Annotated in this window: 17 protein-coding genes; 7 read left to right on the forward strand and 10 right to left on the reverse strand. The window is 73.0% G+C overall.

Features of this window, described 5'->3' with window-relative positions; genetic code table 11:
- The first annotated feature begins 96 nt into the window (after positions 1–96).
- The 3 genes from LN652_RS03670 to LN652_RS03680 are packed head-to-tail and all read left to right on the forward strand — an operon-like array spanning position 97 to position 2,678.
- Positions 97–894 (forward strand): ABC transporter permease, encoded by a 798-nt coding sequence (locus LN652_RS03670; RefSeq protein WP_230443342.1) that lies wholly within the window; start codon positions 97–99, stop codon positions 892–894.
- Positions 887–1,699 carry an ABC transporter permease gene (locus tag LN652_RS03675; RefSeq protein WP_230443343.1) on the forward strand — a complete coding sequence of 271 codons (813 nt, stop codon included), beginning with the start codon at positions 887–889 and terminating at the stop codon, positions 1,697–1,699. Before LN652_RS03670 ends, LN652_RS03675 begins: the two co-directional genes overlap by 8 nt.
- A gap of 1 nt (position 1,700) precedes the next feature.
- On the forward strand, positions 1,701–2,678 hold the full coding sequence (locus LN652_RS03680; protein ID WP_230443344.1) for an ABC transporter ATP-binding protein: 978 nt from the start codon (positions 1,701–1,703) through the stop codon (positions 2,676–2,678).
- Positions 2,679–2,696: 18 nt separating this feature from the next.
- Here LN652_RS03680 and LN652_RS03685 read toward each other — a convergent pair whose 3' ends face one another.
- Together LN652_RS03685 and LN652_RS03690 are read right to left on the reverse strand one after the other, a co-directional pair.
- The gene (locus LN652_RS03685) at positions 2,697–3,677 is read right to left on the reverse strand and encodes an oxidoreductase (RefSeq protein ID WP_230443345.1); all 981 of its coding nucleotides are present in this window, start codon (positions 3,675–3,677) and stop codon (positions 2,697–2,699) included.
- A 4-nt stretch (positions 3,678–3,681) separates the two neighbouring features.
- A complete protein-coding gene (locus tag LN652_RS03690) occupies positions 3,682–4,821 on the reverse strand; it encodes a PP2C family protein-serine/threonine phosphatase (protein ID WP_230443346.1) in 1,140 nt (379 codons plus the stop codon).
- 85 nt (positions 4,822–4,906) lie between these two features.
- Between LN652_RS03690 and LN652_RS03695 the strand changes: the two genes are divergently transcribed.
- A complete protein-coding gene (locus LN652_RS03695; RefSeq protein ID WP_230443347.1) occupies positions 4,907–5,962 on the forward strand; it encodes an alpha/beta hydrolase in 1,056 nt (351 codons plus the stop codon).
- On the opposite strand, the gene LN652_RS03700 is transcribed toward LN652_RS03695, so the two are convergent.
- The 4 genes from LN652_RS03700 to LN652_RS03715 all read right to left on the reverse strand — a co-directional run bounded on the left by LN652_RS03700 (position 5,906) and on the right by LN652_RS03715 (position 9,147).
- Entirely contained in the window at positions 5,906–6,667 is a 762-nt protein-coding gene (locus LN652_RS03700) for a sulfite exporter TauE/SafE family protein (RefSeq protein WP_230443348.1), read from the reverse strand. The genes LN652_RS03695 and LN652_RS03700 overlap by 57 nt on opposite strands.
- A complete protein-coding gene (locus tag LN652_RS03705) occupies positions 6,664–7,743 on the reverse strand; it encodes an SPFH domain-containing protein (RefSeq protein WP_407941544.1) in 1,080 nt (359 codons plus the stop codon). Before LN652_RS03705 ends, LN652_RS03700 begins: the two co-directional genes overlap by 4 nt.
- Before the next feature lie 118 nt (positions 7,744–7,861).
- The gene (locus LN652_RS03710; protein WP_230443350.1) at positions 7,862–8,323 is read right to left on the reverse strand and encodes an NfeD family protein; all 462 of its coding nucleotides are present in this window, start codon (positions 8,321–8,323) and stop codon (positions 7,862–7,864) included.
- A gap of 17 nt (positions 8,324–8,340) precedes the next feature.
- Positions 8,341–9,147, reverse strand: coding sequence for an ABC transporter ATP-binding protein (locus LN652_RS03715; RefSeq protein ID WP_230443351.1), 807 nt, complete (start codon positions 9,145–9,147; stop codon positions 8,341–8,343).
- A 76-nt stretch (positions 9,148–9,223) separates the two neighbouring features.
- Between LN652_RS03715 and LN652_RS03720 the strand changes: the two genes are divergently transcribed.
- Positions 9,224–9,952 (forward strand): hypothetical protein, encoded by a 729-nt coding sequence (locus tag LN652_RS03720; RefSeq protein WP_230443352.1) that lies wholly within the window; start codon positions 9,224–9,226, stop codon positions 9,950–9,952.
- Between the two features lie 13 nt (positions 9,953–9,965).
- On the opposite strand, the gene LN652_RS03725 is transcribed toward LN652_RS03720, so the two are convergent.
- Entirely contained in the window at positions 9,966–10,322 is a 357-nt protein-coding gene (locus LN652_RS03725; RefSeq protein WP_230443353.1) for a VOC family protein, read from the reverse strand.
- A 101-nt stretch (positions 10,323–10,423) separates the two neighbouring features.
- Complete coding sequence (locus LN652_RS03730) at positions 10,424–10,867, reverse strand: DUF805 domain-containing protein (protein ID WP_268932227.1); 444 nt, start codon at positions 10,865–10,867, stop codon at positions 10,424–10,426.
- A 151-nt stretch (positions 10,868–11,018) separates the two neighbouring features.
- On the opposite strand from LN652_RS03730, the gene serB reads away from it, so the two are divergent.
- Complete coding sequence (serB, locus tag LN652_RS03735) at positions 11,019–12,236, forward strand: phosphoserine phosphatase SerB (RefSeq protein WP_230443354.1); 1,218 nt, start codon at positions 11,019–11,021, stop codon at positions 12,234–12,236.
- Here serB and LN652_RS03740 read toward each other — a convergent pair.
- Together LN652_RS03740 and LN652_RS03745 are read right to left on the reverse strand one after the other, a co-directional pair.
- Positions 12,208–12,996 carry a putative protein N(5)-glutamine methyltransferase gene (locus LN652_RS03740; protein ID WP_230443355.1) on the reverse strand — a complete coding sequence of 263 codons (789 nt, stop codon included), beginning with the start codon at positions 12,994–12,996 and terminating at the stop codon, positions 12,208–12,210. The two genes, serB and LN652_RS03740, sit on opposite strands and share 29 nt — an antisense overlap.
- The gene (locus LN652_RS03745) at positions 12,993–13,523 is read right to left on the reverse strand and encodes a SixA phosphatase family protein (protein ID WP_230443356.1); all 531 of its coding nucleotides are present in this window, start codon (positions 13,521–13,523) and stop codon (positions 12,993–12,995) included. The genes LN652_RS03740 and LN652_RS03745 overlap by 4 nt, the downstream gene beginning before the upstream one ends.
- A 33-nt stretch (positions 13,524–13,556) precedes the next feature.
- Here LN652_RS03745 and LN652_RS03750 point away from each other — a divergent pair, with 33 nt between their 5' ends.
- The gene (locus tag LN652_RS03750) at positions 13,557–14,525 is read left to right on the forward strand and encodes a cyanophycinase (RefSeq protein ID WP_230443357.1); all 969 of its coding nucleotides are present in this window, start codon (positions 13,557–13,559) and stop codon (positions 14,523–14,525) included.
- Positions 14,526–14,587: the final 62 nt, after the last annotated feature.

Here is a 14,587-nt window from a genome sequence, read left to right on the forward strand (position 1 = left end):
CCGGGTGCGCCGACCGGGGTGCGGCGCACCCCCCGGATGTGAGACGATCCCCGGCCCCCTCGAGGGGCAGGGAATCTCGTCGTCAGGGGGAAGCACGTGCTGCACGCCGCGATCGCCGCGCGCGCCTTCCGCCGCTACTCCACCTACCGGGCGGCGACGCTGGCCGGGATCTTCACCAACTCGGTCTTCGGCGTCATCTACTCCTACGCCTACATCGCCCTGTGGCGGGCGAACCCGACCGCCGGCGGCTACGACCAGCAGGACGCGGTGACGTACGTCTGGCTCGGCCAGGCGCTGCTGATGACCATCGCGCTGTGGGGCGGCGGCAGCACCGACGACCTCGCCGAGCGGATCCGCACCGGCGACGTGGCGATCGACCTCTACCGCCCGGTGGGGCTGGTCGGCTGGTACCTCGCGGCCGACCTCGGTCGGGCGGCCTACCACCTGCTCACGCGCGGTCTCGGTCCCACCGTGATCGGCCTGGTGGTCTTCCACATCGCGCTGCCCGCCTCCCCCGTGGCCGCGCTCGCCTTCTGCCTGTCCCTCGTGCTGGCGGTGGTGGTGAGCTTCGCGATCCGCTTCCTCGTCGCCAGCACCGCGTTCTGGCTGCTCGACCAGTCGGGGGTGAAGGTGATGAGCGGCGCGTTCGCGATCTTCTTCAGCGGCATGATGCTCCCGCTCGTCCTCTTCCCGGGCTGGCTCGGCACCGTCGCGAACGCCCTGCCCTGGGCCTCCTACGTCCAGGTGCCGGCCGACATCTGGCTGGGCACGCACGTCGGCGACGACCTCGTCGCCGCGCTCGGCTTCCAGGTCTTCTGGGCGGTCGTGCTGCTCGCCGCGTGCCAGGGCGTGCTGGGCCTCGCCACGCGCAAGGTGGTGGTGCAGGGTGGCTGAGGCCCTCGCCGCGCGGCACCTGCGCACCTACGGCCAGATCGCATGGCTGTGGGTCCGCGCCGCCTGGCAGTACCCCACGTCGTTCGTGCTGCTCGCGGTCGGCAACGGGCTGATCACCGGCCTCGACTTCGTCGGCCTCTGGATCATGTTCTCCCACCTGCGCGACCTCGCCGGCTTCTCGCTGCAGGAGGTCGCGCTGCTCTACGGCAGCGCCTCGCTCGCCCTCGCGCTCGCCGACACCGCGATCGGCAGCGTCGAGCGGATCGGCGCCTACATCCGCACGGGCCGCCTCGACCAGATGATGACCAAGCCGGTGCCGCTGCTGGTGCAGGTCTGCGCCGACCAGTTCACCCTGCGCCGGCTGGGGCGCCTCACCCAGGCCTCCGTCGTGTTCGGCTGGGCCTGCACCCACGTCGACTGGACACCGGCGCGGGTGCTGGTGGCGGTGTCGATGCTGGTGAGCGGTGCGCTGGTGTTCTTCGGGCTCTTCGTCGGCTTCTCCTGCATCCAGTTCTGGACGACCGACGCCACCGAGTTCGCGAACGCCTTCACCTACGGCGGCGCGACCGTCACCCAGTACCCGCTGAGCATCTTCCCGCGCGAGGTCATGGTCGGCCTGACGTTCGTGGTGCCCGTCGCGTTCGTCAACTGGTACCCCTGCCTCTTCCTGCTCGGCCGCGACGACCCGTTCGGGACGCCCGACGCCTTCCAGCTCGCGTCGCCCCTCGCCGGCCTGGTGACGTTCGGGGCGGCCCTGCTCGTCTGGCGCACCGGCGTGCGCCACTACACCTCCACCGGGAGCTGAGATGACCGAGACGCCAGGACCGCTGGTCGACGTGCGCGACCTCGAGCGCACCTTCGACGTGCGGCGCAGGGTCGAGGGACGGCGTCGGCGCACGCGCGACAGCGTGCGCGCCGTCCACGACCTCTCCTTCGGCGTCGCGGCCGGCGAGATGGTCGGCTACATCGGGCCCAACGGCGCCGGGAAGTCGACGACGATCAAGATGCTGACCGGCATCCTGGTCCCGACCGGCGGCACGGTGCGGGTCGCCGGCCTCGACCCGAGCCGCGACCGCGTCGAGCTGGCGCGCCGGATCGGCGTCGTGTTCGGCCAGCGCACCACGCTGTGGTGGGACCTGCCGCTGCGCGACTCCTTCGACCTGCTGCGCAAGATGTACCGGATCGAGCCGGCCCGCTACCGGGCCAACCTCGAGCGGTTCGTCGACCTGCTCGACCTGGGCGGCCAGCTCGACACCCCGGTGCGCCAGCTCAGCCTCGGTCAGCGGATGCGGGGCGACATCACCGCCGCGCTGCTGCACGACCCCGAGGTGCTCTACCTCGACGAGCCGACGATCGGCCTCGACGTCGTCAGCAAGGGCCGGCTGCGCGAATTCCTCCGCGCGCTCAACGCCGAGCGCGGCACCACGCTGCTGCTGACCACGCACGACCTGCAGGACATCGAGGCGCTGTGCGACCGGGTCATCGTGATCGACCACGGCACGAGCGTCTACGACGGCCCGCTGTCCGGCCTCCACGCGCAGGGCGGCTCCAGCCGCACCCTCGTCGTCGACCTCGTCGACGAGGCGCCGCCGATCGAGGTGCCGGGTGCGACCGTGCGCCGGGTGGAGGGCCCGCGCCAGTGGCTGTCCTTCCCCGCGGACGCCAGCGCCGCACCGGTCGTCGCTGCGGTCGCGGCGGCGTACGACGTCGCCGACCTGTCCATCCAGGAGCCCGCGATCGAGGACGTGATCCGCGAGCTCTACTCCCGCGGCGTCGCGGGGTGAGGCGATGAGCCGGAGCGCTCAGCCCAGCGGGTCGAGACCGGTCGCCGCCACCGACAGCCCCCACAACCGCTCGGCCGCCTCGACGTCGAGGGCCCACTCCTTCGCGCCGCCGGTGCTGAGGTCGCTGTGGTCCGCCGGGACCACGCCCTTGACCGAGCAGTCCTCGCAGTAGACGCCGCCGCGCGACTCCAGCTCGGGCGCGGTGGCCGCCCACAGCCCCGTCGACGCGCCCTCGGCCGGCGTCTTGAACAGCGGGTTGGGGTTGCCGTCCTCGTCCATCCACTGGCGCGCGACGAGCTCCTCGCGCGGCATGTGCCGCTGGAGGTCGGTGAGGATCCCGCCGGGGTGGACGGAGTAGGCGTGGATGCCGCGGGCAGCACCCCGCGCGTCGAGCCCGACCGCGAAGAGCGCGTTGGCCGTCTTGGACTGGCCGTAGGCGACCCACGGGTCGTAGGGCGTGGTCTCGAACCGGAGGTCGTCGAACAGCACCGGCGAGCGGTAGTGGCCGATCGAGGAGTACGACACCACGCGGGCGCCGTCGACGAGGAGGTCGGCGATGCCGCCGACGAGGGCGAAGTGGCCGAGGTGGTTCGTGCCGAGCTGGAGCTCCCAGCCCTGCGGGGTCTGCCGGTGCGGGGTGGCCATCACGCCTGCCACGTCGATCACCAGGTCGATCGGGGTGCGATCGTCGCGGACCGACGCGGTGAGCGCCGCGACCGAGTCGAGGTCACCGAGGTCCATCTCCCGGACCTCGACGCCGGACAGGTCGGCCAGGGCCGCTGAGGCGGCGTCGGGCCGCCGGGCCGGGACCAGGACGGACACGCCGGCCCCGGCCAGCGCCCGTACGGTCTCGAGGCCGAGGCCGGAGTAGCCGCCGGTGACGACGGCACGCCGTCCGGCGAGGTCGTGCCCGGCGATCACCTCTGCGGCGGTGGTCCGGTAGCCGAACCCCGTCTCGAGCGGCTGCTGGCGCTGGAGCATGTCCTGCGTGGTGACCATGCCCTCAGGCTAGGGCCTCGGCGGTGCGCTCGGGAGAGGTCAGCGGCTGGCGCTCCAGCAGGAGCAGGGCGCGGTCGTCGTCGCCGCGCGGCACCTTCTTCAGCACGCGGCGGGGCAGACCGGAGAACCCCCGCGCGTCGACCGCCTGGAGGGCGACGTCGCGCAGCCAGTCGATGCCGCCGTCGAGGTCCTTGTCGGCCGACTCGATGACACCGTCGGTGTAGAACATCAGCGCCTCCCCCGGCTTGAGCCGGCCGCGGCTGGGCGTGAAGTCGGCCTCGGGGATCACCCCGAGCGCCATGCCCCGGGCGTTGTCGACCGACCAGCCCCGGTGGTCGAGGTGCCAGTGGAGGGCGGGCGGGTGCCCGGCGCTGGTGATCGTGTAGTCCCCCGTCACGAGGTCGACCTTGACGTGCACCGCGGTGGCGAGGGACTCGTCCGACTCCTGGCGCAGCAGGAAGCCGTTGGCCGCCGCCATCAGCTCGTGGGGCGGCAGCGCGCCGATCAGCCCGCCGAGCGCGCCGGCGAACTGCAGCGCCTGCGGACCGACCGAGGTGCCCTTGCCGCAGACGTCGACCAGCGCCATCTCCAGCCAGCGGCCGTCGCGGAGGTCGGCGACGAGGAAGTCACCGGCATAGCTCGGCCCGTTGGCCGTGATGGTGGCCGACTGCGAGCGCCACCCCGAGGGCAGCTGCGGGACGACGCCCTGGCGCTGGAGGCGGTCGCGGAGCTGGGTCAGCACCGCCTCGCTGAGCGCCATCGGCAGGCCGGAGCGCTGGCGGCTCGACTGGTAGACCGCGAGCAGCACGCCGACGGCGAAGACCGAGAGGGCCAGGGCGCGGCTGCCGGTCTTGAAGTCGTTGCCGACCGAGGTGCCCACCGCCGCCGCGGACAGCACGACGGTCAGCATCACCAGCGGCACGAAGCGGAGCATCATCAGCCCCACCATGAGGAACAGGAACCACAGCGCCACCGGGAGGACGACCGCGGTGAGGTCGCCCAGGATGACCGCCAGCGCGACCAGCGCGCTGAGCACCAGCAGCAGGAACGCCTGGCTTCCCCGGGATCCGGTGCGCCACCTCTCGGCGTGCGTCCGGAGGTACGCCGAGAGCGCGCGCGGGACGTTGCTCAGGGCGTTCGACACTGCCCAAGGGTAGAGCCGGGGCCGTGGGGGTCGCGGTCTAATGGGAAATCTGGGGACGCCGGGACGGGGTCGATATCCTCACCCCATGACGCTGGTTCCGCCGCCGGCCGACGTCGACGCTGACGTGCTCGGCCCCGACTACCGGGTGGAGACCATCTCGCTGCCCCCGGACGACGAGGGCGCGGTCGTCGCCACCCTCGTGACCCGTCGGCCCGAGCGGCCGCTCGGCCGCGCGGTCCTGCACGTCCACGGCTTCGCCGACTACTTCTTCCACGACGAGTACGCCCGCTGGTGGACCGACCGCGGCTGGACGTTCTACGCCGTCGACCTGCGCAAGTACGGGCGGTCGCTGCGCGAGCACCAGACGCCCCACTTCGTCGCCGACCTCAGCGAGTACTTCGCCGAGATCGACCTCGCCTGGTGGCGCATCACCCAGCGCGACGGACACCGCGAGGTGGTGGTCTCGGCCCACTCGACCGGCGGCCTGACCGTGCCGCTGTGGGCCCACGAGCGCCGCCCCGACGAGCTCGTCGGGATGGTGCTCAACTCCCCGTGGCTCGACATGCAGGGCTCGGCCTGGCTGCGCAGCCCGGCGGCGACGATCGCCCTGGAGCGCCTCGGCGCCCGACGACCGCTGCAGGAGATCCCGCGACGGGTCAGCGAGGTCTACGGCCGGTCGCTGCACCGCGACCACGGCGGCGAGTGGGACTACGACCTGGACTGGAAGCCGCTCGAGTCGCGCCCGGTCTACGTCGGCTGGCTGCGTGCGGTGCGGCGCGGGCACGCCCGGCTGCACGCCGGCCTCGACGTGCCCGGACCCGTGCTGGTGCTGTCCTCGGCGCGCTCGACCTTCACCGAGCCCACCGACGAGGCGGTGCGGTCGAGCGACATCGTGCTCGACGTCGAGCAGATCCGCCGCTGGGCCTCCTCGATCGGACGGCACGTCACGTCGGTCGCGGTCGAGGGTGCGGTCCACGACATGGTCCTGTCGCGCCCCGACGTCCGGCGCCGCGTCTACGACGTGCTCGACACCTGGCTCGGCGCCTGGGTGGGCCCGGCCGGACCGGAGGGACCGGCGACGGGGTCAGGCCAGCAGCACGACGAGGGCGGTCACGCCGACGACGGCGATCACGGCGCGTAGCAGCACCGGCGGCAGCCGTCGTCCGACGGTGGCGCCGATCTGGCCGCCGACGATCGAGCCCGCGGCGATCAGGCCGGCGACGACCCAGTCGACGTCGGCGACCAGGATGAACACGATCGCCGCGACGGCGTTGACGATGAGCGCGAGGACGTTCTTGGTGGCGGTGTGGCGCTGCATCGAGTCGACCACGCCGATGCCGAGGACGGCCATCAGCAGCACGCCCTGCGCCGCCCCGAAGTAGCCGCCGTAGACGCCGGTGAGGGCGACGGCCGGCCACACCCACCACACGCCGTGGTCGGGGATGCCGCCGCGCCGATCGGCGCGGGCGGCCACCGAGCGCTGGATGCGCGGGCCGAGCAGCACCAGCACGACGCCCAGCGCGATGAGGGCGGGGACGATCGCGTCGAACGCCGACGACGGCAGCCACAGCAGCAGGAGGGCGCCGGCGACGCCGCCGAGCAGCGACGCGGAGCCGAGGCGGAGCACGCGCGAACGCTGGCCGGCCAGCTCGCGGCGGTAGCCCACCACGCCGGACACGCTGCCGGGCACCAGGCCGACGGTGTTGCTGACGTTGGCCGTCACCGGGGGTACGCCGAACGCGAGGAGGGTCGGGAACGTGATCAACGTTCCCGACCCCACCACGGTGTTGATGGTGCCGGCCGCCACTCCCGCGAGGACGACCAGCAGGGCTTCGACCGGACTCACGGGGCGGCAGGTGCCTCCGGGTCAGCCGGGTCGGCAGGTCCCGCCACGTCCGCCGAGCTGGGGAGCGACTTGCCCGGCTTGGCAGCGATCTCGGCCTCCGCGATCGCCTGCTGGACCGCGGCGTTGGTCGCCGCCATCTCCGGGTCGTCGGAACGACGCGGCAGCTGCGGCTCCGACGGACCCATGTCGACCCGCTTGCGCGGCGTGGTGTCCTTCGGGATGCCGGCGATCTCGTGGATCGAGGAGCCGAGGCCCTCCATCGCCTTGGTGATCTCCGAGGGGATGACCCACACCTTGTTGGCGCTGCCCTCGGCGATCTTCGGCATCATCTGGAGGTACTGGTAGGCGAGCAGCGACTGGTCGGGCTGGCCGTCGTGGATGGCCTGGAAGACCGTCTGGATGGCCTGCCCCTCACCCTGGGCACGCAGGATCGCGGCCTCGCGGTCGGCCTGGGCGCGCAGGATCAGCGACTCGCGGTCACCCTCGGCGTTGAGGATGGACGACTGCTTGTTGCCCTCCGCGGTGAGGATCGCGGACTGGCGCTGGCCCTCGGCGGTGAGGATCAGCGCGCGCTTGTCGCGATCGGCACGCATCTGCTTCTCCATCGCGTCCTTGATGGACGGCGGCGGGTCGATGCCCTTGATCTCGACGCGGTTGACCCGGATGCCCCACTTGCCGGTCGCCTCGTCGAGGACGCCGCGCAGGCCGCTGTTGATCTCGTCGCGGCTGGTCAGGGTCTGCTCGAGGTCCATGCCACCGACGATGTTGCGCAGGGTGGTCATGGTGAGCTGCTCGACGGCCTGGATGTAGTTCGCGATCTCGTAGGTCGCGGTGACCGGGTCGGTGACCTGGAAGTAGATGACGGTGTCGATCGACACCACCAGGTTGTCCTCGGTGATCACCGGCTGGGGCGGGAAGCTCACGACCTGCTCGCGCAGGTCGATGAGGTAGCGCACCTTGTCGATGAACGGAACGACGATGTTGAGTCCCGCCGGCAGCGTCCCCTTGTACTTGCCGAAGCGCTCGACGATGGCCGCGCGTGCCTGGGGCACGATCCGGACCGTCTTGGCGAGCATGACGACGACGAACACGAGGACGAGCAGGAACAGGATGAGCAGTGGTGTCACTGGGCTCCCCCGATCTCGGATGTTGCGTGGTGGGTGGTCTGGTGTGGGTGGCTGGGCGCCGGCGCGCTCAGGGCTCGAGCGTGGCGACCGGGTGGACGTAGGCCGTGGCGCCCTTGATCTGCAGGATCTCGACGGTCTCGCCGGGCGCGATCCGCAGGTTCTCGTCGTAGGGCAGGGCCGTCCAGATCTCGCCGCCGGCCTTGATCCGGCCCGGGGACAGACCGGTGATCTCCTCGGTGACCATGCCGCGCGTCCCGACGAGCTTGCCGTGGCCCAGCGACAGCTCGGGGCCGCTGTGCAGCCGCTTGACGAAGGACGGACGCACGAGCGCCAGCATCGCCACCGACGAGGCGATCGCCGCGATGACGGTCACCTCCAGGGGCAGGCCGACGAGGGCGGCCACCATCCCGATGGCGGCACCGGCCGCCAGCATGGCCAGGATCAGGTCGAGGCTGAACATCTCGGCCACGCCGAGCGCGATCGAGAGCGCCAGCCAGGTCTCCCAGAGGTGCTCGCGGATCCAGTCCATGTCCCGACCCTATCGATCTACCGGTCGCCGGGGTGGTCGCCGGGCCGTCGCCGCGCGGCGAAGCGGTCGTCGGCCCGGGTCAGCAGCAGCGGCATCGCGAAGGTCTCCGACAGCGTCTCGGCGGTGACGACGTCCTCCACGGGGCCGGCGTCGACGACGCGGCCCTCGCGCAGCAGCAGGGCGTGGGTGAAGCCGGGCGGGATCTCCTCGACGTGGTGCGAGACGAGCACCGTGGCCGGTGAGTCGGGGTCGAGCGCGAGCTCGGAGAGCGTCGCCACCAGGTCCTCGCGACCGCCGAGGTCCAGGCCGGCGGCGGGCTCGTCGAGCAGCAGCAGCTCGGGGTCGGTCATGAGGGCGCGGGCGATCTGCACGCGCTTGCGCTCGCCCTCGCTCAGGGTGCCGAAGGTGCGCTCGGCGAGGTGGGCGGCGCCGACCTCGCCGAGGAGCGAGGCCGCGCGGTCGTGGTCGAGGTCGGCGTACTGCTCGCGCCACCGCCCCACCACCCCGTAGGAGGCCGAGACGACGACGTCCTTGACCAGCTCGTGGCGCGGGATGCGGTCGGCGAGGGCGGCGCTGGTGAGCCCGATGCGCGGGCGGAGGTCGAACACGTCGGTGGTGCCGAGCACCTCGTCGAGGATGCCGGCGACACCGGAGGTCGGGTGCAGCTGGGCGGCGGCCACCTGCAGCAGGGTGGTCTTGCCGGCGCCGTTGGGGCCGAGCACCACCCAGCGCTCGTCCTCCTCGACCTGCCAGCTCACGTCGTCGAGCAGCAACGTCGTGCCACGGCGCACCGTGACCCCGGCGAACTCGATGACGGCGACCATGTTCCTCACCCTATCCAGCGCGGGTGCCGCTCCGGTCGGCGCGACGCGCGGGGCGCGGCGAGTACCCTCGCCGACGATGTCGTCGCACGCCCACCCCCACTCCCTGCCGTACGCCCTGCCGCACTCCGCGACGCTCGCGTGGTGGGTGACCGCGTGGCTGCGCGGGCACGAGCAGACCGACCACGTCCTCGACGTGCTGGCCGACGACACGCACCTCCTCGCGGGCGGCTCCGCGCTCGACCTGCTCGTGCGGTGCCGGGAAGCCGGGGCGACGTACGCCGGGCTGGCGCTGCCGGTCGACGGCGACCCGCTCGGGCTGGGCGGCCCCCGCGCCTTCAACGAGGCGGCGCTCGAGGCCGGGCAGGCCGTGGTCGCGGGCGACCTCGGCCTGGTGCCGACCGAGGTCGGCGAGACGGTGCAGTGGACCGCCCACCCCGCGGCACGACGCCAGCTGCCCGACGTCGGGGAGGCGGACCGCGGGCTGCGCGAGGCGCTGCTCGTGGCCGCACGGGACCTCGCCGACCTGGACGTCGCGCGGTGGCGACCCGAGGCGGCCGACGCGCTGATGAACCTGCACCACCGTCCCGGGCTGGACGCCCCGCTCGGCACGCCGGCGCGGTGCGTGGAGCTCGCCGGGCGGGGACTGCAGGCCTGGTCGATCGTCGACCTCGCGCTCGTCGACGACGGCGGTGCGATGTCGGCGCACGAGGTCGAGCGCCGACGCGACCTGATCACCCCGCTGGGCCGCGCGGCCCGCCGCGCGATCGTCGCGGCGTGCTCCCCCGAGGTGTGGCCCGAGCCCTGAGGGCGGCCAGGGGCTAGGACGTCGCCCAGGCTCCGAGCACGTTGCCGCTGGGGTCGGCGAACTCGAACCGTCGACCGCCGGGGAACGCGTAGGGCCCTGCCGTGATCGTGCCGCCGGCCGACGTGACGGCCGCGACCGTCGCGTCGAGGTCGTCGGAGAACAGCAGGACCAGCGGGCCCCCGGGACCGGGGGTGCCGGTGCCGTCGAGGCCCCCGACCTCCCCGTCGCCCGAGGCCGCGCGGATGCCGGCGTAGGTGGGGCCGTAGTCGTTGAAGACCCAGCCGAAGGCCTGCTCGTAGAACGCCTTGGCGGCGGCCATGTCGGAGACGTTGATCTCGACGTAGTCGATGGTGTGGTGGACCTGGCTCATGCGCCGACGCTACGACCGGCCACCGACAGCGGCCCCGGACGCACGACCGCCCGGGTCCTGCCGTGGCAGGTCCCGGGCGGGATCGTGAGGCGTGGTGCGGGTCAGGCGCCGTACTGGCCGCTGCCGTAGGCCGGCGGGGGCGGCGGCGGGTAGCCACCCTCGTAGCCGGCCGGACCGGTCTTCGGGTTGGGGCCGAAGCGGTTGTCGCCGGGCTTGGAGTCGGTGCAGAACCACACGATGAGCAGGATCCAGCCGATGATCGGGATGAGGCCGATCAGGACCCACCACCCGCTGCGGTCGGTGTCGTGCAGGCGGCGCACGGCGACCGCGAGGCCGGGCAGGAAGATCGCCAGGCTGGCGAGGGTGTTGACCAGCCCGCCCGTGGTGTTGTCGTAGCCGGTGCCGAGGATGGCGTCGATGATGTTCGTGACGACGCCGAGCAGGAACGAGAAGAGCCCGAACCACCAGTACTCGGAGCGTCGCGCACGCCCGGAGAAGCCGACGTACTTCGAGAAGCACGTGCGGACCGCGGTCATGAAGTCCATCCAAACCCCCTGAGTCCGGGCGGCCCCACCAGCGGGACCGCCACCGCCGAGCAACCTAGGGGATCACGTGCGCCGAGGCCAGCAGTCGGACTGGACCGGTGCGCGGACCGCCCGCGCCGGCCCTCCCGGCCACGGCTAGCCTTCCCCCACCATGGAAGACGAGCCGAAGACCCTCCTGGTCACCCTCATCGGCAAGGACCGGCCCGGCGTCACCTCGGCCATCTTCGACGCCCTCGCCGGCGCCGGGGTGGAGGTCGTCGACATCGAGCAGGTCGTGCTGCGCCGGCGGCTGCTGCTGGGCATCCTGGTCACCGCGCCGCGGGACTGGAAGAAGCTGCGCGACGTCATCGAGCGCACCGGCGCCGAGCTCGGCATGAGCGTGGAGGTCGACCGCGGCGCCGGCGACAACCGCAGCCGGCGCGGCGACCGCTCGCACATCACGCTGATCGGCAGCCCGCTCAAGGCGTCCGCGGTGGCGGCCATCGCCGGGCGGATCGCCGACTCGGGCGCCAACATCGACCGGATCGAGCGGATGGCCCGCTACCCGGTCACCGCCATCGAGCTGCACGTCTCGGGCGCACCCGCCGACCAGCTCCGCCCCCTGCTGGCCACCGAGGCGGTCCGCCAGGGCATCGACCTGGCCGTGCAGCGCGAGAGCCTGCACCGGCGCGGCGTGCGGCTCATCGTGATGGACGTCGACTCCACCCTGATCCAGGGCGAGGTGATCGAGATGATCGCCGCCCACGCCGGGCAGGAGGCAGAGGTCGCCCGGGTCACCGAGGCGGCGATGCGCGGGGACCTCGACTTCGAGGAGTCGCTGCGCCAGCGGGTCGCCCTGCTCGAGGGCGTCCCCGCGTCGGCGCTCGACGAGGTCTACGAGTCCGTCGTGCTCGCGCCCGGTGCGCGCACGATGGTCCGCACCCTGCGGCGCCTGGGCTATCGCTTCGCGATCGTGTCGGGCGGCTTCAGCCAGATCACCGACCGGCTCGCCGCCGACCTCGGGATCCACTTCGCCCGCGCCAACGAGCTCGAGATCGTCGACGGCGTGCTGACCGGACGGATCGTCGGCGACGTGGTCGACCGGGCCGGCAAGGCCACCGCGCTGCGCGAGTTCGCCGCCGAGGTCGGGGTGCCGCTCGACGCGGTCATCGCGATCGGCGACGGCGCCAACGACCTCGACATGCTCAACACCGCCGGCCTCGGGATCGCCTACAACGCCAAGCCGGTGGTGCGCGACGCCGCCCACACCTCGGTGAACACGCCCTACCTCGACAGCGTGCTCTACCTCCTCGGGATCTCCCGCGAGGAGATCGAGGAGGCCGACGCCGAGGTCGGCATCGTCACGCCGGCCCCGCCCCTGACCGACTGACGCCGACGGCGACGCACCCGCCGACCTCGTCGTCGCTGAGCGAGCGCACGTCGAGGCCGGCCCGCTCCAGCGCACCGCGGGTCAGCGGCAGCTGGCCGGGACTGGTCTCGACCAGGACGACGCCGCCGGGCGCCAGCCACGGGCGTACGCCGCCCGCCAGCCGCCGGTGGACGTCGACACCGTCCGGACCGCCGTCCAGGGCCACCCGCGGCTCGTGCTGCCGCGCCTCCGGCGGCATCCCGGCGATGGCGCCGGTCGGGACGTACGGCGCGTTGGCGACGAGCACGTCGACCCGGCCGGCGAGCGTCGCCGGGAGCGCGTCGTAGAGGTCGCCGCGGTGGAGGCTCGCGGACGGCGCGTTGGCGCGCGCGCAGCCCAGCGCCACCTCGTCGAGGTCGGCGGCGTGGACGACCACCGGCAGGCCCTCGAGCGAGGCCGCCACGGGGCCCACGCCGCAGCACATCTCGACCACGACCGGGACCGTGGCCGCGCGCCGGCCGACCTCCTCCCGGGCCGCGCGGGCGAGCAGCTCGGTGCGACGCCGCGGGACGAAGGTGCCGGGGGCGACCAGCAGCCGCCGGTCGAGGAACGCGACCCACCCGAGCACGAGCTCCAGCGGCTCCCCGCCGACCCGCCGGGCGACGAGGCCGTCGAGCTCGGCGTCCGAGCCCGCGGCCTCGCGCAGCAGCGCCGCCTCGTCCTCGGCCCACACGCAGCCGGCCGCCCTGAGCCGGGACACGACGTCGTCCGGCGTGGTCACGCCTCGCCGACGTGGAAGGCCACGAGCCGGGCGGTGCCGGGCGCGAGGTCGGCCCACCCGCCCGTCAGCTCGAGGACCACGAGCGCTGCCGGCGGGAAGCCGCGCACCAGCATGGAGGTCGTCGCGTCGTCGTCGCCCTCGCTGTCGTCGAGCATCTCGGCGAGGTAGGCCATGGTCGGGTTGTGGCCCACCACCAGCAGGGTGCCGACGTCGGGCGCGGTCTCGCGGACCATGTCGAGCGCGGCGTCGGGGCCGGCCGCGTAGAGCGCTGGTGAGAGCTCGGGCTCCAGCGTCCACCCGGCGCCGAGGGACAGGTGCAGCCAGGTCTCGTGGGCCCGGAGGGCGTCGGACACCAGCGCGGCGTCGGCCGCCACGCCCTGCCCGGCGAGCCAGCGGCCGGCCTCCTCGGCGTCGCCGCGCCCGCCTGCGGTGAGGTCGCGTTCGTGGTCCGTCGGGGCGGTCGGTTCCGCCTTCGCGTGACGGACGAGCACCAGGCGGCGCCGTCCGTCGCTCGTTGACTCCTGCATCGGGTCAGCCTCCCAGCCGCTAGCCTGCCTGTCATGCCCAACGGACCACTCATGATCATCGGTGGTGCCGAGGACAAGGTGCGCAAACCGACCATCCTCAAGCACTTCGTGTCCCTCAGCGGCGGGCGTGACGCACGCATCGCCGTGATCCCCACCGCCTCGTCCCTGGGCCGCGAGGTGGTCGACGTCTACGACGCGCTGTTCTCGAAGTTCGGTGCGGCCCAGGTCGACGCCGTACGCCCCGAGACCCGCGAGCAGGCGCACGACCCCGCCCTCGTCAAGGCGCTCGACGACGCCACCGGTGTCTTCATGACCGGGGGCAACCAGCTCAAGCTGTCCTCGGTCGTGGGCGGCACGCCGGTGGGCGAGGCGATCCTGCGCGCCCACGAGCGCGGGGCGGTCGTCGCCGGCACCTCGGCGGGGGCCAGCATCCAGTCCTCGCACATGGTCGCCTTCGGGGTCGGCGGTTCCACGCCCAAGCAGCGGATGACCCAGGTGGCGGCCGGCCTCGGGCTGGTCCCGACGACCGTCATCGACCAGCACTTCGACCAGCGCAACCGCTACGGCCGGCTGCTGATGATCGTGGCGCAGAGCCCGCAGCTGCTCGGCATCGGCGTCGACGAGGACACCTGCGGACTCGTCGAGGACGTCGACGGCGACTCGGTGATGCGGGTCATCGGCAAGGGCGCGGTCACCGTCTTCGACGGCGCCCGGATGGTGTCGAACGCCTACGAGGCGAAGCGGTCCTCCCCGCTGCTCGCCAGCGGCGTGGTCTTCCACGTCCTGCCCGAGGGGTCCGTCTTCAACCTCACCACCCGCCAGCTCGTGCCGCAGCAGGGCGAGGTCGACCCCGAGGACGCCGTCGAGCTCGCCGAGGCCAGCCGCGACCTGCGCCAGCTCGCGCGCGACATCGCCGCCGCCGATGCCGCACCCGCCGCGATCCGGCGCCGCCTGAAGCTGCGCCGCCCCCAGACCCCCACCCCCCAGGGAGAAGAAGCATGAGCGAGCGCAGCGAGCGAATCATCCAACACTGCGTGACATGTGCCTCATGCGCGCACGGAGCG

Origin of the sequence: Nocardioides okcheonensis (assembly GCF_020991065.1) — a bacterium.
GTDB classification, from domain to species: Bacteria; Actinomycetota; Actinomycetes; order Propionibacteriales; family Nocardioidaceae; genus Nocardioides; species Nocardioides okcheonensis.